Genomic DNA, 26,054 nt, shown 5'->3' on the forward strand with positions numbered 1-26,054 from the left:
AACATATCAAAGGAGTTACCGTGTCGATTACCTGCCCGGATTGCCATACAGAGCTGGAACCGCAAAACGGTGCGGCGCATTGCGACAGCTGCAATAAAGATATTGAACTTGAAGCGCGCTGCCCGGAGTGCCATAAGCCGCTCCAGGTGTTAAAAGCCTGCGGCGCGGTGGATTATTTCTGCCAGAATGGTCATGGGCTGATCTCTAAAAAGCGCGTGGAGTTTGTGCCGCTTTAATCCGTCTTTTTCCTGCGCGTTTTCTTCGCGGTCGTCACGCCTTTCACTTCGCTTTCCACCCAGCCGTCTGACAGCCGGGTGGTGAGCACATCACCGGCTTTCACCTGTCTGGTTTGCTTCAGCACCTTGCCGTCCGTCGCTGTGGTTACGCTATAACCGCGCGCCAGCGTGGAGAGCGGGCTGACGGCTTCAAGATGCGTTACCGCATTGCCAAAGCGTTCGCGTGTAGCGCTCAGACGTGCGCGCACGTTCTCGGCCAGACGATACTCCAGCTGCTGAATACGCGTTTGCGCGCGATAAATTCGCGGCTGCGGGTTTTGCTGGTTTAAACGCTGGAGGACACGTTGCTGGCGCGAGGCCGCGCGTTTGAGTTGATTATCCAGCGCGAAGTTCATCCGCTGGCGCAATCTTTCCAGCATCGTCTGCTGGCGCGCCAGGCGCAGTTGCGGGTGTTGCTGCTGTAACCGATGGAAAAGCTGCGTAAAACGGCGGTTGCGGTTTGCCAGATAGTAATCCATCGCCATCCCGAGGCGTTGTTGCGCGGACTGAATCTGGCGCAGCAACTCCTGCTGATTACGGCTGACTATCTCGGCGGCTGCGGAAGGCGTCGGCGCGCGCAGGTCGGCAACAAAATCGGCGATGGTGACGTCGGTTTCATGGCCGACGGCGCTAACGACCGGAATGCGGCTGGCGAAAATTGCCCGCGCGACGCGTTCATCGTTAAAGCTCCACAGATCTTCCAGTGAACCGCCGCCGCGCCCGACGATCAGCACGTCGCATTCATTTCGGGCGTTAGCCCGTTCAATGGCGCGAACAATCTGGCCCGGCGCGTCATCACCCTGAACAGCGGTCGGGTAGATGATAACCGGCAGGGAGGGATCGCGGCGTTTCAGGACATGAAGAATGTCATGTAAAGCGGCACCGGTTTTTGAGGTGATCACCCCGACGCAGTGAGCGGGCGAGGGGAGCGGTTGTTTATACTGCTGATCGAACAGCCCTTCAGCCTGCAATTTTGCTTTCAGCAGCTCATACTTCTGCTGGAGCAGGCCCTCACCCGCAGGCTGCATGCTTTCAACGATGATCTGATAGTCGCCGCGCGGCTCATACAGGGTGATATTGGCGCGAACCAGCACCTGTTGCCCGTGCTGCGGGCGAAAAGTGACGCGGCGGTTGCTGTTACGGAACATCGCGCAGCGTACCTGGGCGGTGTCATCCTTTAGCGTAAAGTACCAGTGACCGGAGGCGGGCTGCGTGAAATTAGAGATTTCACCGCTGATCCATACTTGCCCCATTTCCTGCTCAAGCAGCAGACGAACCGTCTGATTAAGGCGGCTTACGGTAAAGATTGAGGAGGTCTGAGAGGATAACATGTGAGCGGGATCAAATTCTAAATCAGCAAGTTATTCAGTCGATAGTAACCCGCCCACAGGGGATCGCAAGCATTATTTGCAAAAAAGTGTGGATGCAATCGGTTTCGCTCTGTATAATGCCACGGCAATATTTATCCACCCCCAGGTTAGAGATATTGCCCATGCTACGTATTGCTAAAGAAGCTCTGACGTTTGACGACGTCCTCCTCGTTCCCGCTCACTCCACCGTTCTGCCGAATACTGCCGACCTCAGCACGCAGTTGACGAAAACCATTCGTCTGAACATTCCTATGCTCTCCGCAGCAATGGATACCGTGACGGAAGCGCGCCTTGCAATCGCCCTGGCACAGGAAGGCGGCATCGGTTTTATCCACAAAAACATGTCTATCGAGCGTCAGGCGGAAGAAGTTCGCCGCGTGAAGAAACATGAATCCGGCGTGGTCACCGACCCGCAAACCGTTCTGCCAACCACCACGCTGCGTGAAGTGAAAGAACTGACCGAACGTAACGGTTTTGCTGGCTATCCGGTTGTCACCGAAGATAACGAGCTGGTCGGTATCATTACCGGTCGTGACGTGCGTTTTGTCACCGACCTGAGCCAGCCTGTCAGCGTGTATATGACGCCGAAAGAGCGCCTGGTTACGGTGCGCGAAGGTGAAGCGCGTGAAGTGGTTTTTGCCAAAATGCACGAAAAACGCGTTGAGAAAGCGCTGGTTGTGGATGACAGCTTCCATCTTATCGGCATGATCACCGTAAAAGATTTCCAGAAAGCGGAACGTAAACCGAACGCCTGTAAAGATGAGCAGGGTCGTCTGCGCGTTGGCGCGGCAGTCGGCGCGGGCGCGGGCAACGAAGAGCGCGTTGACGCGCTGGTTGCCGCTGGCGTTGACGTACTGCTGATCGACTCCTCTCACGGCCACTCCGAAGGCGTTCTGCAACGCATTCGTGAAACCCGCGCCAAATACCCGGATCTGCAAATCATCGGCGGCAACGTAGCAACCGGCGCAGGCGCGCGCGCGCTGGCAGACGCTGGCGTCAGCGCGGTGAAAGTGGGTATTGGTCCTGGCTCTATCTGTACGACCCGTATCGTCACTGGCGTAGGCGTTCCGCAGATCACCGCGGTTTCTGACGCGGTTGAAGCGCTGGAAGGCCTGGGCATTCCGGTTATCGCCGATGGTGGTATTCGTTTCTCCGGCGATATCGCCAAAGCGATCGCCGCAGGCGCAAGCGCGGTAATGGTCGGTTCCATGCTGGCGGGTACTGAAGAATCCCCGGGCGAAATCGAACTGTACCAGGGCCGTTCTTACAAATCCTACCGTGGTATGGGTTCTCTGGGCGCGATGTCCAAAGGCTCCTCTGACCGTTACTTCCAGAGCGATAACGCGGCAGACAAACTGGTGCCGGAAGGTATCGAAGGCCGCGTAGCGTATAAAGGCCGCCTGAAAGAGATCATTCACCAGCAGATGGGCGGCCTGCGCTCCTGTATGGGTCTGACCGGCTGTGGTACTATCGACGCGCTGCGTACCAAAGCGGAGTTTGTACGCATCAGCGGTGCGGGTATTCAGGAAAGCCACGTTCATGACGTGACCATCACCAAAGAGTCCCCGAACTACCGTCTGGGCTCCTGATTTTCTTCGCCCGACCTCGTGTCGGGCGATTTATTTAATCTGTTTCACTTGCCTCGGAATTAGCGTCAATGACGGAAAATATTCATAAACATCGCATTCTCATCCTGGATTTTGGTTCTCAGTACACTCAGCTGGTTGCGCGTCGCGTGCGTGAACTCGGCGTTTACTGCGAACTGTGGGCGTGGGATGTTACGGAAGCACAAATTCGCGAATTCAACCCAAGCGGTATTATTCTTTCCGGCGGCCCGGAAAGCACCACTGAAGAAAACAGCCCGCGCGCGCCGGAGTATGTGTTTGAAGCTGGCGTGCCGGTATTCGGCGTGTGCTACGGCATGCAGACGATGGCGATGCAACTGGGCGGCCATGTTGAAGCATCCAATGAACGTGAATTCGGTTACGCGCAGGTGGAAGTGAGAACCGACAGCGCGCTGATTCGCGGCATTGAAGACTCCCTGACCGCAGACGGCAAGCCGCTGCTGGACGTGTGGATGAGCCACGGCGATAAAGTTACCGCTATCCCGTCTGACTTTGTCACCGTTGCCAGCACCGAAACCTGCCCGTTCGCCATTATGGCTAACGAGGAAAAACGTTTTTACGGCGTGCAGTTCCACCCGGAAGTCACGCATACCCGTCAGGGTATGCGCATGCTGGAACGCTTTGTGCGTGATATCTGCCAGTGTGAAGCGCTGTGGACTCCGGCGAAGATCATCGACGATGCGGTAAATCGCATCCGTGAACAGGTTGGCGACGACAAAGTGATCCTCGGCCTGTCTGGCGGCGTTGACTCTTCCGTTACCGCGATGCTGCTACACCGTGCCATCGGTAAAAACCTGACCTGCGTATTCGTTGATAACGGCCTGCTGCGTCTGAACGAAGCCGAGCAGGTAATGGACATGTTCGGCGATCATTTTGGTCTCAACATTGTTCACGTTCCGGCGGAAGAACGTTTCCTGACCGCGCTGAAAGGCGAAAACGATCCAGAAGCGAAACGTAAGATCATCGGTCGCGTATTCGTTGAAGTCTTCGATGAAGAAGCGTTCAGACTGGAAGACGTGAAATGGCTGGCGCAGGGCACTATCTATCCTGACGTTATCGAGTCCGCCGCTTCCGCCACCGGTAAAGCACACGTCATCAAATCTCACCACAATGTGGGCGGCCTGCCGAAAGAGATGAAGATGGGGCTGGTTGAGCCGCTGAAAGAGCTGTTCAAAGACGAAGTGCGCAAGATTGGTCTGGAACTGGGCCTGCCGTACGACATGCTGTACCGTCACCCGTTCCCGGGGCCGGGTCTGGGCGTACGCGTGCTGGGCGAAGTGAAGAAAGAGTACTGCGACCTGCTGCGTCGTGCGGATGCTATCTTCATCGAAGAGCTGCACAAAGCAGATCTGTACAACAAAGTGAGCCAGGCGTTCACCGTGTTCCTGCCGGTTCGTTCCGTTGGCGTAATGGGCGATGGCCGTAAATACGACTGGGTTGTCTCCCTGCGTGCGGTAGAAACCATCGACTTTATGACCGCGCACTGGGCGCACCTGCCGTATGATTTCCTCGGCCGCGTCTCTAACCGCATCATCAACGAAGTCAACGGCATCTCCCGCGTGGTGTATGACATCAGCGGTAAGCCGCCAGCAACGATTGAGTGGGAATAACCTCCCGCTTCATGACCACTGCGTTGTAATGAATAAAGACCCTCTGCCTGTGCAGGGGGTTTTTCTTTACCAGACTGAGGCACAGCGCTACCTGTCCGGCGAATGCATATGCAATCCAGAAAACAGTATGTTTATGTGAGCAGGAAAAGTTTAGCGTTGAGCAGGCGTCTCGACTGAAAGAGTGGACTGTTGAGCTTCTTTTTTATCCTGATGATGATGCCAGGCACCGATAGAAGAGTAGACGAAGCGTCCGAAGAAGAAGAGAAAACTGATAAACAGTACGATACGGGTCATTCGACTGTTAAATCGATGTCGTTTTCGCATACTGGTTGCCTGACTCACAAAAGGTTCCTTAGGGTATGCCCAGCATAGTGGGCGATGGGTACATTAAGGCACATTGTAAAGGAATGGTCAATTGTCGATTATGTAAAAATACGTCAGTTGATTTATCTCTTATTGTTATGGAAGATAATTTTAGTATTTACATTAATAATAAATTAATGATAACGAAGCAGAAAAAACGTAATTATTAGTTACTGAGAAGAAAATTGATTGATATATATCAAATGTTGCTTCCCGTTGATAACTAGAATCAAGACACATATTGTGACGTTGTTTTTATTATTATTTTAAAGTCAGGTGGGATGCCTGTCTGAAGCACCTTGCAGGAAGCGAGGGTTTTTGCTGAGCATCTATGAAACTAAATCAGACCTATATCAAAATCAGAGATAAATGGTGGGTGCTGCCTCTCATTTTACCCTCTTTGCTGTTGCCCATATTAAGCATTGCCAATACCTACGCGCATACCAATACGGGTTCCGGCAATGTCACGCTTTTTTATCTTCCCCTGGCATTCACCATTAGCCTGATGTCATTTTTTGACTGGGCAGCATTACCGGGCATTGCGGTCGCAATCTTCTGGAATCGTTATCCGATAGTGGGATTGTATGAGACGCTCTCCATTATCGGACATTTCATTATCCCGGTCGTGCTCTGCTGGGGCGGGTATCGCGTGTTTACTCCCCGGCGTAATCAGGTGTCTCATGGCGATGCTCATCTGATGTTTCAGCGGATGTTCTGGCAGGTGTTTTGCCCGGCGACGTTATTTCTGGTGCTCTTTCAATTTGCCGCCTTCCTGGGAATGTATGCGAGCAAATCAAGCATGATGGGCGTAATGCCTTTTAATATCAATACATTGATTAACTATCAGGCTTTGCTGGTGGGAAATCTTATCGGCGTTCCGCTGTGTTATTTTATTATTCGTACTGTCCGCAATCCGCTATATCTGCGTGGATATTATGCGCAGCTGAAACAACAGTTTGATAAGAAAGTCACAAAGAAAGAGGTTGTTATCTGGTTACTCGTGCTGACATTGCTCATGACAATGCTTTGCATGCCATTGAATGAAAATAGTTCAATATTTAGCACTAACTATACCTTGTCATTATTATTGCCGGTAATGCTATGGGGAGCGATGCGCTACGGTTATCGATTTATTTCGCTGATATGGTCGGCTGTTCTCATTACCGCAATTCATTATTACCAGAGCTACATGCCTTATTATTCCGGGTATGACACACAACTCACTATTACGTCTTCAAGCTACCTGGTTTTCTCTTTTATTGTGAGCTATATGGCGGTGCTGGCGACGCGCCAGAGAATCGTCAGCGGTCGGGCGCGTCGGCTCGCGTATCTTGATCCCGTCGTGCATCTGCCTAACCTGCGGGCGCTAAATCGCGCGCTGAAAAATTCGCCCTGGTCAGCACTCTGTTTTTTACGCGTGCCCGGCCTGGAATTACTGGGGAAGAACTATGGCGTTATGCTGAGAATTCAGTACAAGCAAAAGCTCTCCCACTGGATAAACACCTTGCTGGCGCCCGGTGAGTGCGTGTATCAGCTGTCGGGGCATGATTTGATTCTGCGTCTGAATATGGAGTCGCATCAACAGCGCATTGAAGCGCTGGACAACCATATCAAGCAATTCCGTTTCATGTGGGATGATATGCCGCTCCAGCCGCAGGTTGGGGTCAGCTACTGCTATGTGCGCTCTCCGGTCAGCCATATCTATCTGTTATTAGGCGAATTAAGTACCATCGCCGATCTTTCTCTGATGACCAACAAACCGGAGAATATGCAGCGGCGTGGCGCAATGCATTTGCAGCGGGACCTGAAAGATAAAGTGGCGATGATGAACCGCTTGCAGTATGCGCTGGAGCACGATCATTTTTGCCTGATGGCGCAGCCGATTTCAGGCATTCGCGGCGATGTTTACCATGAAATACTGCTGCGACTGAAAGACGATAATGGCGGCATGATCAATCCCGATGGTTTTCTGCCCGTTGCTCACGAATTTGGCCTGTCGTCCAGCATCGATCTGTGGGTGATTGAAAATACCCTGCGCTTTATGGCGGAAAACCGGGATAAGCTGCCAGCCCACCGTTTTGCCATCAATCTGTCACCAACGTCGGTATGCCGCGCCCAGTTTCCGATTGATGTCAGTAACCTGCTGAGCCAGTACGAAGTTGAAGCGTGGCAACTGATCTTTGAAGTGACCGAAAGCAATGCGTTCACCAATGCCGAACAGGGTCAGGCAACGTTGTCACAGTTGCAACAGTTAGGTTGCCAGATAGCGATTGATGATTTTGGAACCGGTTATGCCAGTTATGCGCGGCTGAAAAATGTGAGCGCGAATATTCTCAAGATCGATGGCAGCTTTATTCGCAATATCGTCTCTAACAGTCTCGATTATCAGATTGTGGCGTCCATTTGCCATCTGGCGCGAATGAAGAATATGCAAGTGGTGGCGGAATATGTGGAAAGCGAAGAAATTCGTAGCGCGGTGAGCGCGTTGGGGATCGATTACCTTCAGGGCTATTTGCTTGGCGAACCCAGGCCGCTGGCGGCGACGCTGGAAGAGGTGCAGGCACCATTGTCTGGTGCCTGAGGCGAAATTACGCCGCGATAGTGGGCGAACTCTCTTCTTCGATTTTGAGACGCCAGCCCGTGACCGCTTCCCAGTATTGCTGCTCTTTTTCCAGATCGAGCAGGACGAGCGCGTTTTGGCTAAACCAGTCATGCGGGAAGCGCAACGTCCAGTGATTGTCGTCAGTTTTAAGCCGTAGCGTTGGCGGCGTTGTGGTGGCCTGGCGCTGATTATTCAGCAGAACGCCCAGGCGCAATAGCTGAATCAACGGCAGGAATTGTTTTTTCTTGAACAGCGTAAAGCGGGGCAAGTCATCCAGCTTAACGGCTTTACGATGATAACGGACTAATGTCGCCATCATCAGTTGCTGTTCCTGGTTAAAACCCGGCAAATCGCTGTTTTGCAGAATATAGGCAGAGTGGCGGTGCAGGCCGCTGTGGTTGATGTTCAGCCCCACCTCATGCAGCATTGCAGCCCACTTCAGTAACGCTTCCAGCTGCGGATGCGCCAGCTTTGGCTGTTGCGTCTGCCACTGTTCATACATCTGCATGGTTGTCTCCAGCACGCGCCGGGCCTGATCGCTGTCGATGTTATACTGATTCGCCAGGCTTTTGGCAGTACGGCTGCGCACATCCTGATGACGGAAGCGGCCTTCCATTTCGTACAGCACGCCTTCGCGCAGCGCCCCGTCGGAAAGGCGGAGTTCGCGGATCGCCAGCGCATCAAAAACGCCGCACAGAATGGCCAGACCCGGTACAAAGACCGCTTTTCGCTCTTCAGACAGACCCGGCAGGCTCAGCGCTTCAAAGGAGCGGTGCCTGAGCACTTCAGCCATCAGTTTATCCAGCCGTTCTGGCGTAATGAAGCCGTCCTTCTCACCCATTTCCAGCAGCACTTCATGGGCGGCTTTGATGGTGCCAGACGCGCCTAGCGCGACGTTCCAGCCCTGAATGCGGAACTGCCAGGTTAACGTCTCCAGTTTTTGCGCAGCGGCCATTCGGGCGCGCTGGAAATTTTCCGGGCTGATGGCGCCGCCAGGAAAATAGATTTGTGCGAAACTGACGCACCCCATGCGACGGCTTTCGACCAGTTTGGGCTCGAAGTTTTCGCCGATGACTAACTCCGTCGAACCCCCGCCGATATCGATCACCAGCTTGCGGCCTTTTTCCGGCTGCGTATGCTCCACGCCCATAAAAATCAGGCGGGCTTCTTCGTTACCGGAAATGATTTCGATCGGGTAGGGGATGACCTTCTCCGCGCGCTTCAGAAAATCGGTGGCGTTCAGCGCCTGGCGCAGGGTATGGGTGCCTACGATACACACGCTTGACGGGGAGAATCCCTGTAGGCGTTCGGCGAATAACGATAAGCAGCTTAACCCGCGTTCTATCGCTTCTTCACTTAACATATTGTCTTCGCCGAGACCATCCGCCAGATGTACGCGCTGTTTCAGCCGACCGATGATCTGCATGGCGCCATCCACCACGCGGGCAATGACCATATGAAAACTGTTCGAACCGAGGTCGACCGCCGCGAACTCCTGCGGCCGGGGTGTCTTGTCATGTATTGGCATAGCGTTAGTCAGGTTGCTCGAGTGATTTGATGTAGTCGTAAATCGCCAGTTGCGACTGCACCTTGCGACGATTTCCGCGCGGCACGTAGCGATTACTCAGTTCTTTATCTATGTAGCGGGCTTTTACCGTGTCGCTAAACAGGATGTCAATAATATCCAGCACGCGTTGCTTAAGGCACGGGTCGAGCAGCGGCGCAGCAACTTCGATACGGTAATCGATATTTCTCGTCATCCAGTCAGCGGAGGAAAGATACACCTGCTTATCGCCGCCGTTGGTAAAAATATAAACCCGGTCATGTTCGAGATAGCGATCCACGATACTGATCACGCGGATATTGTCGCTAATGCCTTCCAGATTTGGAATCAGCGAACACATCCCACGAACCAGCAGATTGACCGGCACACCCGAGCTGGATGCAGCGTACAGACGGTCGACCAGCCCCTTGTCCACCAGGTTATTCAGCTTCAGCGTAATGCCGGAGGGGAGACCTTGCTGGGCGTTGGCGATTTCTTTATCGATCATCTCGTACAGCAGGCGTCGTGAGTTCTGCGGAGAGACCAGCAAATAGTCGAACGTCACCGGGCGGTAAGGGTTCTCGATAAAGTTGAACACGCGACGGACTTCGTTCGTGATACGCGCATCGGCGGTCAGTAAGGAATAGTCGGTGTACAGGCGTGCCGTTTTTTCGTTGAAGTTCCCTGTGCCGATGTGAGCATAACGCACTACCTCATCGCCTTCTTTACGCGAGATGAGGAACAGTTTGGCGTGAATTTTCAGGCCTGGCGCCGAGAAGATCACATGTACGCCTGCTTCGGTCAGCCGCTTCGCCCAGTGGATATTCGCCTCTTCATCGAATCGCGCCTGCAATTCTACCACCACGGTGACTTTCTTGCCGTTATGGGCGGCGTGAATCATCGAGTCGATGATGCGTGAATCCTTCGCCACACGGTAGATGTTGATTTTGATCGCCAGCACGCTGGGGTCAAAGGAGGCCTGGCGCAGCAATTCCAGCACATGTTCGAAAGTGTGGTACGGATAATAGAGCAGAACGTCGCGCTCGCGAATAGCGTCGAACCCGTTGCGGAACTTCTCTTTATCAAACCAGAGATGGCGCAATCGCGGCAGCGGCTTGTTCACCAGATTGGCTTTGCCCACGTTGGGGAAGCTAATGAAGTCTTTGAAGTTGTGATACCGGCCGCCGGGTACGATGGAGTCGTAGCGGGAGATGGTCAGCTTTTCACGCAGCACTTCCACCAGCGCGTTTGGCATATCGCGCTGATAAACAAAACGCACCGGCTCGGCGGTCAGGCGTTGTTTCAGGCTGGAGGACATCAGCTCCATCAGGCTCGATTCCATCTCGTGCACCAAATCGTATTCGGCATCACGGGTCATCTTCATTGAGTAGGCATTCAGCGCGTCGTAGTCAAAGAAGCCTTTGAAGATGTCGTCCAGGCAGTAGCGCAAAATGTTATCCAGCAGGATCATCGGCTTACGGCGACGCGGCGCTTCCGGCGGCAGATTCACAAAACGCGGCACTTTGTCGGATGGAATTTCCAGCAGCGCGTAGCGGATAGCATCGCCACGAATAATCTCTACGGCCAGATAGGTGTAATCATCTTTCAGAAACTGAACTAAATCCGTCTCGCGATTGATCAGAATTGGCGTGATGTGTTGGCGTAAGTAATGTTTAAAATAATGCCGCAGCCAGCTTTGCTGGTTGGCCGACAGTTGGCGTTCGTTGATTAAGAAGATCTGATTACGCGCCATTTCCAGCAGCAATTCGTTGTACAGGCTGTCGAATTCCTGGTCGGCTTTTAGTACCCGGGACTGGATCTTACCTAGCAGATGGCGAGAATGAGAATTAGAACCCTGTTCTTCGCTGATTATGATGCGACGTTTCAGTTCGGCGAAACGAACTTTATAGAACTCGTCAAGGTTATTGGAATAGATGCCCAGGAAGCGCATGCGTTCAATAAGCGGATTTGATTTATCCGCAGCTTCCTGGAGCACGCGTTCGTTGAACGCTAACCAACTTAGCTCTTTCTCGATGTATAGTTTTTCCTGACCCATTACAACTCACACTCCGTTTTATTCACGGGACACTGCCTGATTATTATGGCGAGCATTGCGCTCAGATGTCCAACTGTGCCAGAAAAATATGACAATAAACCGTCAGATAAGCAAAGAGATGAGGGGAATTCCTGAGGCGTAGGCCGGATAAGGCGTTGACGCGCCACCCGGCATTGAAACGTTGGATTGCCTGATGGCGCTTCGCTTACCCGTCCTGCGAGGGAATGTTATTACTCGGCGGCATAGCCTTGCGGCGGCAGGCGATTGCCATCCAGCCAGGCGGCGTTATCACGCATTTCCAGACGGCCATCCACAAACCAACTGACGACCAGCGGATAGATAGCGTGTTCCTGCGTCTGAACGCGGGCCGTAATTTCATCTTCGCTGTCGCCTTCAAAGACCGGAATCTTCGCTTGCAGAATAACCGGGCCGCCGTCCAGTTCATCGGTAACAAAATGGACAGAGGTTCCGTGTTCTTCATCGCCGTTTTCCAGCGCCTGACGGTGCGTATGCAACCCCGGGTATTTTGGCAGCAGGGAAGGGTGAATATTGAGTAGACGCCCCTCATAGTGGGCGACGAACGCGGGGCTCAGGATGCGCATATAGCCCGCCAGCACCACGAGATCGGGGGCGTAAGCGTCTATTTCACGCATCAGTTCGCGGTCAAACGCTTCACGGCTGGCGAATTGATCGGCCGTTAACGCATGTGCCGGAATTCCGGCCTCACGTGCGCGTTCAAGGCCGAACGCGTCGGCCTTGTTACTGAATACTGCCCGAAGGGTGCCTTTGATTTTTTTCTCTTTGCAGGCATCGATAATCGCCTGCAAATTGCTTCCGTTGCCGGAAATAAGCACCACAAGATTCATCATTGAATAACCACGCGCTGTTCGGAATCAGAGGCTTTAATGATACCGATTTTCCAGGCGTTTTCACCTTTTGCTTTCAGCAGGGCGAGGGCGTTATCCACTTCCGCTTCCGGCAGGGCGATCACCATCCCGACGCCGCAGTTGAAGGTGCGATACATTTCATGCTGGCTGACGTTGCCCGCGGTTTGCAGCCAGTTGAAGACGGCTGGCCATTGCCAGGAAGATTCGTCAATCACCGCCTGGGTGTTGTCCGGCAATACGCGAGGAATATTTTCCCAGAAACCGCCGCCGGTCAGGTGGGCGATGGCGTGCACATCGACTTTTTCAATCAGTTCCAGAATGGACTTCACATAAATGCGGGTTGGCGCCAGCAGGTGATCGGCTAACGGTTTGCCTTCCAGCTCGGTGTTTTCCGGGTCGCAACCGCTGACTTCAACGATCTTGCGCACCAGAGAATAGCCGTTGGAGTGCGGGCCGCTGGAGCCAAGGGCAATCAGCACATCGCCATCGGCCACTTTGGAACCGTCGATAATTTCTGATTTTTCCACCACGCCGACGCAGAAACCGGCGACATCGTAATCTTCGCCATGATACATCCCTGGCATTTCAGCGGTTTCGCCGCCGACCAGTGCGCAGCCTGATTGCAGACAACCTTCGGCAATACCGTTGATCACGCTGGCGGCAGTATCGACGTCCAGCTTGCCGGTCGCGTAGTAATCCAGGAAGAACAGCGGCTCCGCGCCCTGAACGACCAGATCGTTGACGCACATCGCCACCAGGTCGATCCCGATGGTGTCGTGGCGTTTCAGATCCATCGCCAGACGCAGTTTTGTCCCTACGCCGTCAGTGCCGGAAACCAGTACAGGCTCACGATATTTTTGCGGCAATGCGCACAGCGCGCCGAAGCCACCCAAACCACCCATGACTTCCGGGCGGCGAGTTTTCTTCACTACGCCTTTGATTCGATCAACCAGAGCATTACCAGCGTCAATATCAACACCGGCATCTTTATAGCTAAGAGAGGTTTTGTCGGTCACTGCTTAGGTCCCCACGCGTTACTTGCGGTGAAAATTAAATTCGGCGCAATTCTAACAGGGAAAGCAAACGTTTGCGAGCCTGCTCTGCATCCGTTTTTATCTGCCGATTTTTTCAGCGTTTTACCGTTGTGTACCCATTTGTTTGAACTGCTCCACGAAAATGAAACCGGGTTCATTACCGTGCTTGAAACCTGCGCCAGTTATGCACAGTATCGTACTGAAACCGGTTTCTTTTTTGCTTCGGGTTGTCAGCGTAGCGGCGTTAACATTGCAATTACAATGAGGGAAACGTATGTCTGGATTTAAAGCGAATTTCATGTGGGGCGGCGCCGTTGCCGCTCACCAGTTAGAAGGCGGCTGGCAGGAAGGCGGAAAGGGGATTAGCGTGGCGGATGTGATGACCGCCGGTGCGCATGGCGTTCCGCGGGAAATTACCGACGGCGTGATCGCCGGGAAAAATTATCCTAACCATGAGGCTATCGATTTCTATCACCGCTACAAAGACGATATTAAGCTCTTTGCTGAGATGGGCTTTAAATGTTTTCGTACCTCTATCGCCTGGACGCGCATTTTCCCGCAGGGGGATGAATTACAGCCGAATGAAGCGGGTTTGCAGTTTTATGACGCCCTGTTTGATGAATGCCTGAAGTACGGTATTGAACCGGTGATTACGCTGTCGCATTTTGAAATGCCTTACCATCTGGTCACGGAATATGGCGGCTGGCGTAACCGTAAGCTGATCGATTTCTTCGTGCGCTTCGCGAAAGTGGTATTTACCCGCTATCAGCACAAAGTGAAATACTGGATGACCTTCAATGAGATCAACAACCAGGCCAATTATCACGAAGATTTCGCGCCGTTCACCAACTCGGGGCTGAAATACCTGCCGGGCGAAGATCGTGAACCGGTGATGTATCAGGCGGCGCACTATGAGCTGGTCGCCAGCGCGCTGGCGGTGAAAGCGGCGCGGGAGATCAACCCGGCATTGCAGGTTGGCTGCATGATCGCCATGTGTCCGATCTATCCGCTGACCTGCGCGCCGGACGATATGATGATGGCGATGAACGCGATGCACCGTCGCTACTGGTTTACGGATGTGCATGTGCGCGGGAAATATCCGCAGCATATCCTCAACTACTTTGCGCGTCGGGGCTTTGCGCTGGATATCACCGATGAAGATCGCGCGGCGTTGTTACAGGGCTGCGTCGACTATATCGGTTTCAGCTATTACATGTCTTTTGCCACGAAAGCGACCGCAGATAACCCACAGCTCGATTACGACGAAACGAAAAGTCTGGTCTCCAATCCGTATGTGCAGAAGTCGGACTGGGGCTGGCAGATCGATCCTGTGGGGTTACGCTACTCGCTCAACTGGTTCTGGGATCACTACCAGCTACCGCTGTTTATTGTCGAGAACGGCTTTGGGGCGATAGATATTCAGCAGGGAGATGGTTCCGTTGACGATCGGTACCGTATCGACTATCTCGCAGCGCACATTCGTGAAATGAAAAAAGCCGTTGTGGAAGATGGCGTTGATTTGATGGGCTACACCCCGTGGGGCTGCATTGATTTGGTGTCGGCGGGGACGGGCGAGATGAAAAAACGTTATGGCTTTATCTATGTCGATAAAAATAATGACGGCAGCGGGACGTTAGCGCGCCATCCGAAGAAATCTTTTGCCTGGTATCAAAATGTAATTAAAAACAACGGAGAAAATATTTAAGATTCAATACGTTGTTATTCAGCCCCGCCATCTGTGCGGGGCGTGTTTTATACTCATTCTCCAGACGTATGTCACTTTGGTTGATCCATGTCAAGCATACGTTGTGTTGCGCCAGAGAGGAAAAGCGGTATAATCCGGCGATTTTTTTTGTGGTTGCCACTCGTCTGAGGAAAGGAGAAGAGTATGAAGATCGTGGAAGTCAAACACCCACTCGTCAAACACAAGCTGGGTCTGATGCGTGAAAACGACATTAGCACTAAACGCTTTCGTGAACTCGCCTCGGAAGTAGGCAGCCTGCTGACCTATGAAGCGACCGCAGACCTGGAAACCGAAACGGTAACCATCGACGGCTGGAATGGCCCGGTTGAAATCGAACAAATCAAAGGTAAAAAAATCACCGTGGTTCCTATCCTGCGTGCCGGTCTGGGCATGATGGAAGGCGTCCTGGAGCATGTGCCGAGCGCGCGTATCAGCGTGGTGGGCATCTACCGTAACGAAGAAACGCTGGAGCCCGTTCCGTACTTCCAGAAACTGGTATCCAACATCGATGAGCGTATGGCGCTGGTAGTTGACCCGATGCTGGCAACCGGCGGTTCAATGATTGCGACGATCGATCTGCTGAAAAATGCAGGCTGCCACAGCATTAAAGTGCTGGTGCTGGTTGCTGCGCCGGAAGGCATTGCGGCGCTGGAGAAAGCACACCCGGATGTTGAGCTGTACACCGCATCGATTGATAAGGGACTTAACGAGCACGGATACATTATTCCGGGCCTCGGCGATGCCGGCGATAAGATCTTTGGTACGAAGTAAGTGAATGAATAATAAAGAGCCGACTTTAAGAGTCGGCTTTTTTTTGAATAAAACACTCATAACATACAACACTCAGAGGAAAACACTATGACGCGCCGTGCTATCGGGGTAAGTGAAAGACCGCCGCTTTTACAGACAATCCCGCTTAGTTTGCAGCATTTGTTCGCCATGTTTGGCGCAACCGTGCTGGTGCCAGTCCTGTTTCATATCAACCCGGCTACCGTTCTGCTGTTTAACGGCATCGGTACGTTGCTGTATCTCTTTATTTGTAAAGGTAAAATTCCTGCATATTTAGGGTCGAGCTTTGCCTTTATTTCGCCGGTTCTGCTGCTGTTGCCGCTGGGGTATGAAGTGGCGCTGGGTGGTTTTATCATGTGCGGCGTGCTGTTCTGCCTGGTCTCTTTTATCGTGAAGAAAGCCGGAACCGGCTGGCTGGACGTGATGTTCCCGCCTGCGGCGATGGGCGCAATCGTTGCCGTTATCGGTCTGGAACTGGCGGGCGTGGCTGCGGGTATGGCCGGGTTACTGCCTGCTGAAGGGCAATCCCCGGATACCAAAACCATTACCATCTCCCTTGTGACCCTGGCGGTGACGGTCTTTGGCTCCGTGCTGTTCCGGGGTTTCCTGGCCATTATCCCGATCCTGATCGGCGTGCTGGCAGGCTATGCGCTGTCATTTGCAATGGGAGTGGTGGATACCGCGCCGATTGCCGAAGCGCACTGGTTCGCGCTGCCGACGTTCTATACGCCGCGCTTTGAATGGTTTGCCATTCTGACAATTCTGCCAGCGGCGCTGGTGGTGATTGCCGAACACGTAGGCCACCTGGTCGTGACGGCGAACATCGTTAAAAAGGATCTGGTTCGTGACCCTGGCCTGCATCGTTCGATGTTTGCCAACGGGTTATCAACGATGATTTCCGGGTTCTTCGGTTCTACGCCGAACACCACCTACGGTGAAAACATCGGTGTTATGGCGATCACCCGCGTGTACAGCACCTGGGTTATCGGCGGCGCGGCGATTTTTGCCATTCTGCTCTCCTGCGTGGGTAAACTGGCTGCTGCGATTCAGATAATCCCGCTGCCGGTAATGGGCGGCGTATCGCTGCTGTTGTACGGCGTGATCGGCGCATCCGGTATTCGCGTATTGATTGAATCAAAAGTCGATTACAACAAAGCGCAGAACCTGATCCTGACCTCGGTGATTTTGATCATCGGCGTCAGCGGCGCGAAAGTGCATATTGGCGCGGCTGAACTGAAAGGAATGGCGCTGGCGACCATCGTTGGGATCGGCCTGAGCCTGATCTTCAAACTGATCAGCGTTCTGCGCCCGGAAGAAGTGGTGCTGGATGCGAAAGACGCGGATACGCCGCAGCAATAATCCTGAAACCGGGCAGTGCTGCTGCCCGGTTCTATCGTGATGGAATTCTGTGGTAAACTCATCGCGATTTTATGGAATCCTGGATTGAGGTATCTCTGAACACTCCGGCACAGCTCTCTCTGCCACTTTATCTTCCTGACGACGAAACTTTCGCAAGTTTCTGGCCGGGGGATAACGCCTCTTTACTGGCTGCACTGCAAAACGTGCTGCGTCAGGAACATAGCGGATATATTTATCTCTGGTCGCGTGAAGGCGCGGGCCGTAGCCATCTGCTGCACGCGGCGTGTGCTGAACTGTCGCAACGCGGCGACGCGGTAGGCTATGTGCCGCTGGATAAGCGCACCTGGTTTGTACCGGAAGTGCTTGACGGCATGGAACATTTGTCGCTGGTGTGTATTGACAATATTGAATGTGTCGCCGGAGATGAACTGTGGGAAATGGCGATCTTTGATCTCTATAACCGCATCCTTGAGTCGGGAAAAACGCGCCTGCTGATCACCGGCGATCGTCCTCCACGTCAGTTAAAGCTGGGATTACCCGATCTGGCTTCTCGTCTGGACTGGGGGCAAATCTACAAGCTGCAACCGCTCTCTGATGAAGACAAACTCCAGGCGTTACAACTGCGCGCCAGACTGCGTGGGTTTGAACTGCCGGAAGATGTCGGGCGTTTTCTGTTGAAGCGGCTGGATCGTGAGATGCGTACGCTATTTATTACGCTGGATCAGCTCGATCACGCCTCAATCACCGCACAGCGTAAACTCACCATTCCGTTCGTTAAAGAGATTCTGACGCTGTAACGCTGCCATTTTTGCCCGGTGGCCGGGCAAAAAACTCAGGCAATATCTTCCAGTAAGTGCTCAACCAGCAGTGGAATCGGCCTGCCGGACGCGACGCTTCTGCCGTTTTCTCGCCATAGCGCCGTACCGCTAATGTCCAGATGTGCCCACGGGATATCCGACGGGCAAAAATGATGCAGTAACCAGGCTGCGGAAGCGCTGATTGCCGCATTGTTCGTCGGCGTATTACAGAGATCGGCTATGGCGCTTTCGGTCTGCTTTTTCAGTCGTGCATCCAGAGGTAAAGACCAGACTTCATCTCCGCACTGCCGTCCTGCTTCTGTTAGCGCCTGTCTTAACGCATCGTCCTGAGTCATCAGCCCGCTGAGTTCGTAGCCAAGCGCTTTCACCACCGCACCGGTCAAGGTTGCCATGTCGATGATATAACGGGCCTGCGGTTGTCGTTGGCTCGTCCATGCAATGGCGTCGGCCAGCACCAGTCGTCCTTCGGCGTCGGTGTTATTGATTTCCATTGTCATACCGTTGCAGGCGCGAGCAACGCTGCCTGGCTGCATTGCGTTCGGGCCGATTGCGTTTTCAGCCAGCGCCAGTACGCCCATTATGCGTACGGGCAGTTTTAACTCCGCAACCGTCAGGAGCAGTCCCAACACGTTGGCTGCGCCACACATGTCATATTTCATGGTGTACATACCCGCGCCCTCTTTCAGCCACAGGCCACCGGTATCAAACGTTATCCCTTTACCTATGTAGCAACGTACCGGGCCGTCACTTATGCCGTTGTAATGAATGGCAAGCAAACGCGGTGGACAGGTCGCTCCTTTGCCAACCGCATGGAGCAGTCCGAGGCCTTGTTCAACAATTTGTTTTTCATCAAGGACTTCACAGTGCAACGCAGGAAAAGAGGCGCACAGGGTTTGTGCCTCGTTGACCACGAACTGCGGCGTACAGCAATCGGAGGGGGTATCCGCCAGCCGCCTCGCAGCGACCATGCCGTTGGCAATGGCCTGCTGTTGCCTGAACACTTTTTCACGTTTCTCGTATTGTTCTGGCTGGCAGAACGCGGTGATATGGCGGATGCGAGTGGCGGTGGCATCCGTTTTTTTCAATTGTAAATCATTGAGCGTATACGCCTGATTAAACAGAAAACGCAGCAGCAGCGCCAGTACAGTGTCGTTTATTTCGGTGACATCAATCAGCACATTTTCGCTGACTGGCGAGGCCAGCAGCGGTCGTATCGCATTGAGTAAACTTTCGGTCAGGTTGTCCTGCCAGAGCGCATCAGGCAACAGGGTAATTCGCGTAAAAGGCGCGCAGCCGAAGCGGGTATCCGCTACTTTATCTTGCGCCAGTACGCGCATTTCCGCGAGCAGAGCGGAATCCGGCAATAAAGAACAGCCAGGAGGCGCGATAAGATGGCCTTGTGGTTGAACCTCTGCGGGTGAGCAAATCAGTTGGTATGAAATCATTTCTCTTCCTCGACTGGAGCACGTATCCGTGCGGCATAGTCTTGCATCCATTCTTCATCGACGGGGTGATAATGGGTCTTCTCGTGCTGGCGTTCGGCGCGAAATACGGTGAGCGGTTGGCGTGCGGTAGCGACAACGAACGAGAATGTTTTGATGTTAGTGGCTGCGCCAAACTCGCCTTTACGGTTCATGCAGACCACCGAGAGGTCGCCTGTGCGACCAAATCGCGACATCAATTTATCTTCCAGCTCAAACACGACAGAATCAGCCGCTTGTTGCGGTGTCATCCCCTGCGCCATGCGACGAACAATTTCATAGCTGGCGCAGCCTTTCATCAGATCTTCACCGACGCCCGTTGCCGTCGCCGCGCCGACTTCACTGTCGCAATAGAAGCCGGAACCAATAACCGGAGAGTCGCCAATGCGGCCGCGTTTTTTCATAAACAGGCCGCTGGTGGAGGTGGCAACGCTCATCGACCCCAGTTTATCCAGACCAATAATGCCGACCGTATCGTGGCCGTTATATGGACTTAAGCCTTTATCCAGCGTCTCCCGGCAGCGTTTTTGATAGTGCTGGATGGCTCTGTCGGTGAGCATGGTTTTATCCGCAAACCCCTGGCTCAGTGCCCATTCACGCGCACCCTGGCCAACCAGCAGACAGTTATAGCGCTGACGGCTTAACGCATGTGCGACGCGCACCGGGTTGGCAATATCCACCAGGTTCCCGACCGCCCCAAACGCGAGGGTATCGCCGTCCATATAGGCGGCATCCAGTTCGACCTCGCCATTTTCAGTAGGCAGTCCGCCATAGCCCACGGATTTATAAAACGGAAAGTCCTCAACGGTCGCGACGGCGTCTACCACCGCCATTGCGACCGGGTTTCCCGCAGCCAGTGCAGACGCGGATTCCGCCACACCTTCAAGCGCCATTCGCCAGGTTGCGATAATTCCCCACATGGTTTACTCCTGTTTTGCAAGTGGTGCATCGGACTGTGTTACGGCAGCCAGTTCCGCTGCGCGGTACTGTTTATCGACGATCCGCATAAAGGGCAGATACAGCATTGCGCCAATCAGCAGGTTAATGAGCTGCATGACGCTGCCGCTAATATGTCCGGTAACGATAAAACCGCTAATGACTGGCGGCAGCGTCCACGGAATAAAGACGCCCGTAGTGACGGCGACTGCGCCGAGCTTCATCGCGGTATACTGTACGGTGACCAGCACCAGCGGCACCAGGTTGAAGGGGATCAGCATTATCGGATTCATTATCACCGGCAGACCGAACAGAATCGGTTCGTTGATGTTGAACACAGACGCTCCGGCACCGAGCCGCGCCACTTCCCGCATGTTTTTACTGCGCGCAAAGAAAAGCATGGCTAACACCAGCGACAACGTTGCACCCGCACCGCCCATCCAAATCATGTCAAAAAACTGTTCCGTAATGATGTGTGGGGGTGTGGTGCCAGCCTGAATAGCCGCAATGTTGTCGGTCTGGTTTTCCATCCACAGCGGGCGGATGATGCCGTTAACCATTGAGCCGGAGTTAATACCGACCGACCACAAAATAGTGATGCTGAACACTGTCATCAGCGCGCCAAAGTAAGAGGTGCCGTAATGACGAACCGGTGTGGCGACCACTTCGTAAATAAACTGATGGATGGTCTGGTAATGGGTGTTTTCAAACAAGATGCGAATGCTCAGTACCAGTATCATGACCAGTAAGGCGGGGATCAGCGCGGCAAAAGATTCTTGCACCGCCGGTGGCACACCTTCTGGCATTTTGATCACCAGATTTTTACGCTTTAGCCAGCAGAAAAGTTCAGTCCACAGCAGCGAACCGATCATCGCGACGAACAACCCTTTTGTGCCAATCCATTCTACGGGGATCACGGTAATACCGCCGTTTTCCGCCACTTTGATAAACGGTGTAAGGATCAGAAAACAGACCAGCGCCAGAATGCCGCAGGAGATGCGATCTTCGCCGTAGTGTTCCGCCAGACGAAATGCGACCAGGAAACTGATAAACAGCGACATCGTTGAGAACACCGCGTTAAACGGGATCTCAATAATCGCACTCCAGCTCTCGCCAAAAGCCTGAGACATAAACTGCTGATAGTTTTGATTCGGAAACGAGGAGATCACCAGCAGAATAGAGCCGACGATAATAAACGGCATAAACGAAACGTATGCGCCACGAATCGCGCCGAGATGCCGCTGCTGAGCGGTTTTCGCCGCCAGAGGCATCAGTTTTGCTTCAAGAAATCCCAGAACATTGTTCATTGTGAACTCCGTACAAGATTAACTCACGTTGTGTGTGCTATGCATGAGGATTATCTGCGAAGGCGTGTGAACGAAAGGTGAAATAGCTCACAATGTGATCGCGATTAACATATAAATCTCATAAGATTAATTATCTAAAAATCGACAGGGATTCTTGCGATGGAAATAAAATTGCACGCCAATGCCACTACCACACCGCGTATTCGTCGCTATCTTCAGCAGTCTGAAAAAAGCGACAGAGAGCTTGCCGCCGAGCTTGGGATTTCTGTTACGACAGTAAGGCGATGGCGACATCGTGATCGGGTTAGTGATGGGCAAACTACGCCGAAGACGATATACAAGGCGATGAGACAAGAGCAGATTGTTTTGGTGAACGCCTTGCGTGACGCAACAGGTGCGCCGCTGGATGACCTCTTATTGTTGGTGAACGAGGTGCTGGGCATTGTTGTGTCGCGCGCGACGTTGAATCGTTATCTTAAACCGGCGACACCTCAGCGACAGCGGGCGTCGTTACAAGGGAAAAAAGCGTTAAAATCCGGGATGCTGCCGAATCATCTGGCGCTGTATCACCTTCCACTCTCGTTACATATGGACGACGGTGGCGAACATCATTTGTTCTGGGCGCGCGAGCCGATGAGCGGCTGGTGCTTTGCCCGACTGTATGCGGGTATTTCACCGCAGCGGGTCGTGGTCTGGCTGGATGAATTGCTGGAAACCTGCCCGGCTGATATACAATCTATTGAGACAAATATTTCTGATCGCATATGCCCGCAGCTAAAAACGCACCTGGCGACGCGCGGCATGTCATGCCAAATAACCGGTACGATTCCCGGTTGGGTGCCGGTGACAATACCGCTGAATGAGATTGTTCCCCGGCTAAATAGTGAATCTGCCAGCGAGTTGCTTATCCGCTTATGTGAATGCTACAACCGTGGTAAGACACAGAAAAAACTGGGGGATTGTACGCCGCAGGACTTTCTGGAAACGCTGCGGCGCATGGATTAGCTCACGATTTCCAGCACCTGCTCCGGCGGGCGGCCAATACGAGCCTGACCGTTGGCGACGACAATCGGTCGCTCCATCAGTTTCGGGTTTTCCACCATCGCCTGAATCAGCGCCTCTTCGCTCAGATGGCCGTCGGCCAGATTGAGAGACTTGTAGAGATCTTCTTTCTGGCGCATCAGTTCGCGTGCGCTGGACATCCCTAACATACGCAGCAGTTCACGCAGCGTCGCCGCGTCGGCAGGTGTTTCCAGGTAAAGCACCACTTCCGGTTCAACGCCGTTGGATTTCAGCAGGCTCAGCGTGTCGCGACTCTTTGAACAACGCGGGTTGTGGTAGATTTTTACTGCATCTGACATGATTTCTCCTTTCGCGCGAACTGTAGGCCGGATAAAACGCGATAGCGTCGCCACCCGGCAACAGAACGAATACTACATTTTGGTGTATGGCTTAAAGCGTTCCTGCAACTGGCGCAGCTGGTCGATACGGGCATCGTAACGCGCCTGTTGCTGGCTGCCCAGCTTGACCTGAGAACTTGCGCTGCTGAGCATAGAGATCGCCTGATCCAGTCGCCCGGCCAGCGCATAGCCTTCGGCGCGCGCCGCCAGCTCCTGATCGCGGTTATTGAGCGCCGCTTCAGCCTGCGCCAGGAGATCCCAGCCGTTGCCGTCGTCTTTATTGTTGAAAGTGTAGCGATTGAGGATGGTCGTGGCTTCTCTGGCTTGCCCGCCCTGTAAATAAGCATTCGCCAGGTTTAGCTGCAATACCGGGTTTGCGCGCAGATCGCGGGCATTTTTCAGACGGTTAATCGCTTCGCTGGTTTTCTTCTGCCCCAGATCGATATCGGTCGCCAGGTCGAGATACCACGCGTTATTCGGTTCAGCCGTCAGCAACGGTTGCAGCGCTTTGCGAGCTTCGTCGTACTTGCTGGCTTCCATCGCCTGTAGCGCCCGGCCATATTGCGCCGCACGCTGTTGGCGCACGTTTCCTTTTTCCCATGCGTCGAGCAGGTCGCTGGTAAGCTGATTACGGCCAGAATTGTACATCCCCAGCGTACGCGCCTTCGCCAGATAAAAATCTTCCGACGATTCCACTACCACCGGGCGCATCTGGTTTGCACGGTTGCGGGCATCCGCCAGACGGCTTTCCGGCAGGGGGTGCGTCAGCAAAATTTCGGGAGGACGCGTGGAGTAGCGCGCCTGGTCGAGCAGTTTTTCCAGGAACGTCGGCATCGCTTGCGGATCGAACCCTGAACGTTGCAGCACCTGAATACCGATTCGGTCTGCTTCCTGTTCGTTTTGATGGGTGAAGCTGATCATCCCCTGACGCGTTCCCGCCAGCGTACCGGTCAGCGCCGCCATACCGGCCTGCGGGCTGGCCATCGCCAGAAGAATAGAGCCTAAGGCGCCGACCCAGGTTAGCGGAGCGCTGCGCTTTTGATCTTCCATCGCGCGCGCCAGATGGCGTTGGGTTACGTGGGAAATTTCGTGCGCCATCACCGAGGCTAACTGACTTTCGTTGTCGGAATAGCGAAAGAGCGCGGAATGCAGCACAACGTTGCCGCCGAAAAAGGCGAAGGCGTTAATTTCGTCGTTGTTAATCAAAAAGAAATGGAATGGCGTTTTCACGGAGTCTGCATGAGAGACTAAACGCATCCCCAGCGCGTTGATGTACTGACTTAACAGCGGATCGTTGATCAACGGCGCGCTGCCGCGCAACTGGCGAACGTAATAGTCGCCCATTTGCATTTCCTGACCGATAGAAAGCGTGCTTCCTGCTGAGGTCCCCATATCCGGTAGCGTGTCTGCGGAATCTGCAAACGCGGGGGCTACCTGACCGATAGTCAGCGCAGCGATGAGGGTAGCAACCAGGTTTTTCTTCAACAGCCTGAACATAGACCTCTGTCCTGTTTTCTTTAATATAGCCATTTGACCGATGCCGCGACGTATCGTTCCGCCACGCCAGCACAGGGAGTGTAACTGCGAAACCCGGTGGTGAATACCCCGCTCAAATGACTTTTCAGTTTCCTGAATCAGCAACAAAAAGCGAAGTCTTTTTTGTGACATTTAGATACAATTCGGGATCGCAATCCCGCTATTGAGGTTCAGGGAACGGTTTCTATGCTTGAGATGTTGATGCAGTGGTATCGCCGTCGTTTTAGCGACCCGGAGGCGATCGCCTTGCTGGTTATCCTGGTTGCCGGTTTTGGCATCCTTTTCTTTTTCAGTGGGCTTCTGGCGCCGTTGCTGGTGGCTATTGTCCTCGCTTACCTGCTGGAGTGGCCTACGGTCCGTCTGGAGGCGATTGGCTGCTCCCGGCGTTGGGCCACCTCAATCGTACTGATTGTGTTTGTCGGCATTTTACTGCTGATGGCGTTTGTCGTGATGCCGGTGGCCTGGCAGCAGGGGATCTATTTGATTCGCGATATGCCGGGTATGCTCAATAAGCTCTCTGATTATGCCGCCACGTTACCCCGTCGTTACCCGGCGCTGATGGATGCCGGGATCATTGATGCGATGGCGGAAAATATGCGCACCCGGATGCTGACGTTAGGTGATTCGGTTGTGAAATACTCCCTGGCCTCTCTGGTCGGGTTGTTGACGCTGGCGGTGTATCTGGTGCTGGTGCCGCTGATGGTCTTCTTCCTGATCAAGGATAAAGAGCAGATGCTGAATGCCGTGCGCCGGGTGCTGCCGCGCAATCGCGGACTAGCCGGGCAGGTCTGGATGGAGATGAACCAGCAGATCACCAACTATATTCGCGGCAAAGTGCTGGAGATGGTGGTGGTTGGCGTGGCGACCTGGCTTGGCTTCCTGCTCTTTGGTCTCAACTACTCGCTGCTGCTGGCGGTTCTGGTTGGATTCTCGGTATTAATCCCCTACATCGGCGCGTTCGTGGTGACCATTCCGGTGATTGGCGTGGCGTTATTCCAGTTTGGCCTCGGAACGGAGTTCTGGAGCTGCTTCGCCGTGTATCTGATCATTCAGGCGCTGGATGGAAACCTGCTGGTGCCGGTACTGTTTTCAGAAGCCGTCAACCTGCACCCGCTGGTGATTATTCTGTCGGTGGTGATTTTCGGCGGCCTGTGGGGCTTCTGGGGCGTGTTCTTCGCCATCCCGCTGGCGACGTTAATTAAAGCCGTGGTACATGCCTGGCCGGACGGACAGGTCAGCGACGGTTAAGCACGATTATCACTCTGCCCGGTGGCGCAACGTCATCGGGCGTTCCACGTTTTATCCGCTTTCTCCTTTCC

General features: G+C 53.6%; 22 protein-coding genes and 1 pseudogene. 12 read left to right on the forward strand and 11 right to left on the reverse strand.

Translation table 11 applies throughout. The features are described 5' to 3' along the window. Positions 1 to 20 precede the first annotated feature (20 nt). Complete coding sequence (locus OGY62_RS15500) at positions 21 to 236, forward strand: zinc ribbon domain-containing protein (RefSeq protein WP_058669111.1); 216 nt, start codon at positions 21 to 23, stop codon at positions 234 to 236. Here the strand turns inward: OGY62_RS15500 and xseA are convergent. After that, positions 233 to 1,606: an exodeoxyribonuclease VII large subunit gene (gene xseA, locus OGY62_RS15505; RefSeq protein ID WP_071258058.1), complete on the reverse strand. Its 1,374-nt coding sequence runs from the start codon at positions 1,604 to 1,606 to the stop codon at positions 233 to 235. The two genes, OGY62_RS15500 and xseA, sit on opposite strands and share 4 nt — an antisense overlap. Positions 1,607 to 1,767: 161 nt before the next feature. Here xseA and guaB point away from each other — a divergent pair, with 161 nt between their 5' ends. Then, a complete protein-coding gene (guaB, locus tag OGY62_RS15510; RefSeq protein ID WP_012131273.1) occupies positions 1,768 to 3,234 on the forward strand; it encodes an IMP dehydrogenase in 1,467 nt (488 codons plus the stop codon). Between the two features lie 68 nt (positions 3,235 to 3,302). Next, positions 3,303 to 4,880, forward strand: a complete 1,578-nt coding sequence (guaA, locus tag OGY62_RS15515) for a glutamine-hydrolyzing GMP synthase (RefSeq protein WP_058667885.1) — start codon at positions 3,303 to 3,305, stop codon at positions 4,878 to 4,880. A gap of 150 nt (positions 4,881 to 5,030) precedes the next feature. Here guaA and OGY62_RS15520 read toward each other — a convergent pair whose 3' ends face one another. Beyond that, on the reverse strand, positions 5,031 to 5,222 hold the full coding sequence (locus OGY62_RS15520) for a YfgG family protein (RefSeq protein ID WP_012131276.1): 192 nt from the start codon (positions 5,220 to 5,222) through the stop codon (positions 5,031 to 5,033). A gap of 119 nt (positions 5,223 to 5,341) precedes the next feature. Here OGY62_RS15520 and OGY62_RS23420 point away from each other — a divergent pair. Continuing rightward, a pseudogene (locus OGY62_RS23420) lies at positions 5,342 to 5,410 on the forward strand (hypothetical protein); the annotation flags it as partial. Between the two features lie 164 nt (positions 5,411 to 5,574). Continuing rightward, positions 5,575 to 7,824, forward strand: coding sequence for a sensor domain-containing phosphodiesterase (locus tag OGY62_RS15525; RefSeq protein WP_049008619.1), 2,250 nt, complete (start codon positions 5,575 to 5,577; stop codon positions 7,822 to 7,824). Positions 7,825 to 7,831: 7 nt separating this feature from the next. Here OGY62_RS15525 and ppx read toward each other — a convergent pair whose 3' ends face one another. The 4 genes from ppx to purM all read right to left on the reverse strand — a co-directional run bounded on the left by ppx (position 7,832) and on the right by purM (position 13,347). Next, on the reverse strand, positions 7,832 to 9,373 hold the full coding sequence (gene ppx / locus OGY62_RS15530; protein ID WP_012131279.1) for an exopolyphosphatase: 1,542 nt from the start codon (positions 9,371 to 9,373) through the stop codon (positions 7,832 to 7,834). 4 nt (positions 9,374 to 9,377) lie between these two features. Beyond that, positions 9,378 to 11,444 (reverse strand): polyphosphate kinase 1, encoded by a 2,067-nt coding sequence (gene ppk1 / locus OGY62_RS15535; RefSeq protein WP_012131280.1) that lies wholly within the window; start codon positions 11,442 to 11,444, stop codon positions 9,378 to 9,380. 230 nt (positions 11,445 to 11,674) lie between these two features. Beyond that, positions 11,675 to 12,310 carry a phosphoribosylglycinamide formyltransferase gene (gene purN / locus OGY62_RS15540; protein WP_077956824.1) on the reverse strand — a complete coding sequence of 212 codons (636 nt, stop codon included), beginning with the start codon at positions 12,308 to 12,310 and terminating at the stop codon, positions 11,675 to 11,677. Continuing rightward, complete coding sequence (gene purM, locus OGY62_RS15545) at positions 12,310 to 13,347, reverse strand: phosphoribosylformylglycinamidine cyclo-ligase (protein ID WP_024130122.1); 1,038 nt, start codon at positions 13,345 to 13,347, stop codon at positions 12,310 to 12,312. The genes purN and purM overlap by 1 nt, the downstream gene beginning before the upstream one ends. Positions 13,348 to 13,374: 27 nt before the next feature. On the opposite strand from purM, the gene OGY62_RS15550 reads away from it, so the two are divergent. The 5 genes from OGY62_RS15550 (at position 13,375) to OGY62_RS15570 (ending at position 18,054) form a co-directional block, all read left to right on the forward strand. Continuing rightward, positions 13,375 to 13,653, forward strand: coding sequence for a hypothetical protein (locus OGY62_RS15550; protein WP_115625798.1), 279 nt, complete (start codon positions 13,375 to 13,377; stop codon positions 13,651 to 13,653). Next, positions 13,640 to 15,070: a 6-phospho-beta-glucosidase gene (locus tag OGY62_RS15555; protein WP_114848606.1), complete on the forward strand. Its 1,431-nt coding sequence runs from the start codon at positions 13,640 to 13,642 to the stop codon at positions 15,068 to 15,070. The genes OGY62_RS15550 and OGY62_RS15555 overlap by 14 nt, the downstream gene beginning before the upstream one ends. A 183-nt stretch (positions 15,071 to 15,253) precedes the next feature. After that, a complete protein-coding gene (upp, locus tag OGY62_RS15560) occupies positions 15,254 to 15,880 on the forward strand; it encodes a uracil phosphoribosyltransferase (protein ID WP_012131286.1) in 627 nt (208 codons plus the stop codon). An 87-nt stretch (positions 15,881 to 15,967) separates the two neighbouring features. Beyond that, entirely contained in the window at positions 15,968 to 17,257 is a 1,290-nt protein-coding gene (uraA, locus tag OGY62_RS15565; protein ID WP_012131287.1) for a uracil permease, read from the forward strand. Positions 17,258 to 17,352: 95 nt separating this feature from the next. Then, positions 17,353 to 18,054: a DnaA inactivator Hda gene (locus OGY62_RS15570; RefSeq protein ID WP_213164963.1), complete on the forward strand. Its 702-nt coding sequence runs from the start codon at positions 17,353 to 17,355 to the stop codon at positions 18,052 to 18,054. 35 nt (positions 18,055 to 18,089) lie between these two features. Here the strand turns inward: OGY62_RS15570 and OGY62_RS15575 are convergent, their stop codons facing one another. Genes OGY62_RS15575 through celB form a run of 3 tightly spaced genes read right to left on the reverse strand, consistent with a single transcriptional unit; the run spans position 18,090 to position 21,799 of the window. After that, on the reverse strand, positions 18,090 to 19,520 hold the full coding sequence (locus OGY62_RS15575) for a leucyl aminopeptidase family protein (RefSeq protein WP_286460265.1): 1,431 nt from the start codon (positions 19,518 to 19,520) through the stop codon (positions 18,090 to 18,092). Then, positions 19,517 to 20,476, reverse strand: coding sequence for a glycosylasparaginase (locus OGY62_RS15580; RefSeq protein WP_012131290.1), 960 nt, complete (start codon positions 20,474 to 20,476; stop codon positions 19,517 to 19,519). The genes OGY62_RS15575 and OGY62_RS15580 overlap by 4 nt, the downstream gene beginning before the upstream one ends. Positions 20,477 to 20,479: 3 nt before the next feature. Continuing rightward, the gene (celB, locus tag OGY62_RS15585; RefSeq protein WP_110493959.1) at positions 20,480 to 21,799 is read right to left on the reverse strand and encodes a PTS cellobiose transporter subunit IIC; all 1,320 of its coding nucleotides are present in this window, start codon (positions 21,797 to 21,799) and stop codon (positions 20,480 to 20,482) included. Between the two features lie 159 nt (positions 21,800 to 21,958). On the opposite strand from celB, the gene OGY62_RS15590 reads away from it, so the two are divergent. Beyond that, positions 21,959 to 22,804: an XRE family transcriptional regulator gene (locus OGY62_RS15590; RefSeq protein WP_286460266.1), complete on the forward strand. Its 846-nt coding sequence runs from the start codon at positions 21,959 to 21,961 to the stop codon at positions 22,802 to 22,804. Here OGY62_RS15590 and arsC read toward each other — a convergent pair. Then, positions 22,801 to 23,160 (reverse strand): arsenate reductase (glutaredoxin), encoded by a 360-nt coding sequence (gene arsC, locus OGY62_RS15595; RefSeq protein WP_153257765.1) that lies wholly within the window; start codon positions 23,158 to 23,160, stop codon positions 22,801 to 22,803. The two genes, OGY62_RS15590 and arsC, sit on opposite strands and share 4 nt — an antisense overlap. Positions 23,161 to 23,232: 72 nt before the next feature. Next, positions 23,233 to 24,696, reverse strand: coding sequence for a beta-barrel assembly-enhancing protease (gene bepA, locus OGY62_RS15600; protein ID WP_286460267.1), 1,464 nt, complete (start codon positions 24,694 to 24,696; stop codon positions 23,233 to 23,235). A 225-nt stretch (positions 24,697 to 24,921) separates the two neighbouring features. Between bepA and OGY62_RS15605 the strand changes: the two genes are divergently transcribed. Beyond that, positions 24,922 to 25,983 carry an AI-2E family transporter gene (locus OGY62_RS15605; RefSeq protein ID WP_012131296.1) on the forward strand — a complete coding sequence of 354 codons (1,062 nt, stop codon included), beginning with the start codon at positions 24,922 to 24,924 and terminating at the stop codon, positions 25,981 to 25,983. Positions 25,984 to 26,054 lie beyond the last annotated feature (71 nt).

This window comes from Citrobacter sp. CK198 (assembly GCF_030333295.1).
GTDB lineage: Bacteria > Pseudomonadota > Gammaproteobacteria > Enterobacterales > Enterobacteriaceae > Citrobacter_B > Citrobacter_B koseri.

Bases quoted from the DNA above. Each gene is read 5' to 3' on its own strand.
- guaB (WP_012131273.1), top strand. From the start codon at position 1,768: ATGCTACGTATTGCTAAAGAAGCTCTGACGTTTGACGACGTCCTCCTC.
- OGY62_RS15555 (WP_114848606.1), top strand. From the start codon at position 13,640: ATGTCTGGATTTAAAGCGAATTTCATGTGGGGCGGCGCCGTTGCCGCT.
- ppk1 (WP_012131280.1), bottom strand. From the start codon at position 11,444: ATGGGTCAGGAAAAACTATACATCGAGAAAGAGCTAAGTTGGTTAGCG.
- OGY62_RS15580 (WP_012131290.1), bottom strand. From the start codon at position 20,476: ATGTGGGGAATTATCGCAACCTGGCGAATGGCGCTTGAAGGTGTGGCG.
- OGY62_RS15575 (WP_286460265.1), bottom strand. From the start codon at position 19,520: ATGATTTCATACCAACTGATTTGCTCACCCGCAGAGGTTCAACCACAA.
- arsC (WP_153257765.1), bottom strand. From the start codon at position 23,160: ATGTCAGATGCAGTAAAAATCTACCACAACCCGCGTTGTTCAAAGAGT.
- uraA (WP_012131287.1), top strand. From the start codon at position 15,968: ATGACGCGCCGTGCTATCGGGGTAAGTGAAAGACCGCCGCTTTTACAG.
- OGY62_RS15525 (WP_049008619.1), top strand. From the start codon at position 5,575: ATGAAACTAAATCAGACCTATATCAAAATCAGAGATAAATGGTGGGTG.
- guaA (WP_058667885.1), top strand. From the start codon at position 3,303: ATGACGGAAAATATTCATAAACATCGCATTCTCATCCTGGATTTTGGT.
- upp (WP_012131286.1), top strand. From the start codon at position 15,254: ATGAAGATCGTGGAAGTCAAACACCCACTCGTCAAACACAAGCTGGGT.
- OGY62_RS15590 (WP_286460266.1), top strand. From the start codon at position 21,959: ATGGAAATAAAATTGCACGCCAATGCCACTACCACACCGCGTATTCGT.
- celB (WP_110493959.1), bottom strand. From the start codon at position 21,799: ATGAACAATGTTCTGGGATTTCTTGAAGCAAAACTGATGCCTCTGGCG.
- ppx (WP_012131279.1), bottom strand. From the start codon at position 9,373: ATGCCAATACATGACAAGACACCCCGGCCGCAGGAGTTCGCGGCGGTC.
- bepA (WP_286460267.1), bottom strand. From the start codon at position 24,696: ATGTTCAGGCTGTTGAAGAAAAACCTGGTTGCTACCCTCATCGCTGCG.
- xseA (WP_071258058.1), bottom strand. From the start codon at position 1,606: ATGTTATCCTCTCAGACCTCCTCAATCTTTACCGTAAGCCGCCTTAAT.
- purN (WP_077956824.1), bottom strand. From the start codon at position 12,310: ATGAATCTTGTGGTGCTTATTTCCGGCAACGGAAGCAATTTGCAGGCG.
- OGY62_RS15605 (WP_012131296.1), top strand. From the start codon at position 24,922: ATGCTTGAGATGTTGATGCAGTGGTATCGCCGTCGTTTTAGCGACCCG.